1 protein-coding gene is annotated in these 965 nt (G+C 73.1%); it reads right to left on the bottom strand.

The window, feature by feature from the left end; genetic code table 11:
- Nucleotides 1–49: 49 nt before the first annotated feature.
- Nucleotides 50–965 (bottom strand): carbohydrate ABC transporter permease (locus tag CS2_RS18310; RefSeq protein WP_070321027.1); only part of this gene is annotated, 916 nt, incomplete at its 5' end.

The raw sequence follows: 965 nt of genomic DNA, 5'->3' as shown, positions 1-965 counted from the left end.
GGCGGGGACGCCGGGGCGGGGGTGGACGGGCGGGCGACCACGGGCGCGCTCATGCGTAGTGCACCTTCCGCTCGACGAACCGCAGCTGCACGGCCGTCACGGCCAGCAGCAGCAGGAAGAGGATCGTCGCGCCGGCCGACGCGTAGCCCGCGCGGCCGTTGACGAAGCCCTCGACGTAGATCTGGTACATCAGCGTGGTCGTCGAGCCGAGCGGGCCGCCCTGCGTCATCGACCGGATGATGTCGAACGACTGCAGCGACGCGAGCAGCATCGTCACGAGCAGGAAGAACGTGGTGGGCGCGAGCAGCGGCAGCACGATCGAGCGCAGCGTCCGCGCGGGGGTCGCGCCGTCGAGCGCGGCGGCGTCGCGCAGGTCCTGCGGCACGGCCTGCAGGCCCGCGAGGTAGATGAGCGCGACGTACCCGAGGTGCTTCCACAGGTAGACGACCACGACCATGACGAGCGGCCAGGGCTCGGCCGTGTACCACTGCGGCGACGTGGCGCCGAACCAGCCGAGCACGGTGGACATGAGCCCGTAGCGCGGGTCGAAGATGAACAGCCACAGGATGCCGACCGCGTACCCGGACAGCACGTAGGGCGCGAACGCGACCGTGCGGGCCAGGCCGCGGCCGGGCAGGCGGCGGTCGAGCAGCAGCGCGAGCGCGAGGCCGAGGACGAGCGCCCCGCCGACGGTCGTCAGGGTGAACACGGCCGTGGTCGTCAGGACCCGGGCCGTCGAGTCGGCCGTGAACCACTCGACGTAGTTGCCGAGGCCGACGAACCGCGCGACGGGCGACCCGAGGTTCCACTGCATGGTCGACAGGTAGAGGCTCTCGAGCAGCGGCTTGTAGACGAACAGCGCCAGCAGCGCGACGTTCGGGCCCGCGAGCAGCGCGAACCAGCCGAGCGCGCGGCGGCGGCGTGCGCGGGCGGCGGTGCCGGGCCGCGCGGCGGCGGGCCGTGAC

The organism is Cellulomonas iranensis NBRC 101100 = JCM 18110 (assembly GCF_001552375.1).
GTDB lineage: Bacteria > Actinomycetota > Actinomycetes > Actinomycetales > Cellulomonadaceae > Cellulomonas > Cellulomonas iranensis.
This window is presented reverse-complemented; position numbering and strand designations above follow the sequence as displayed.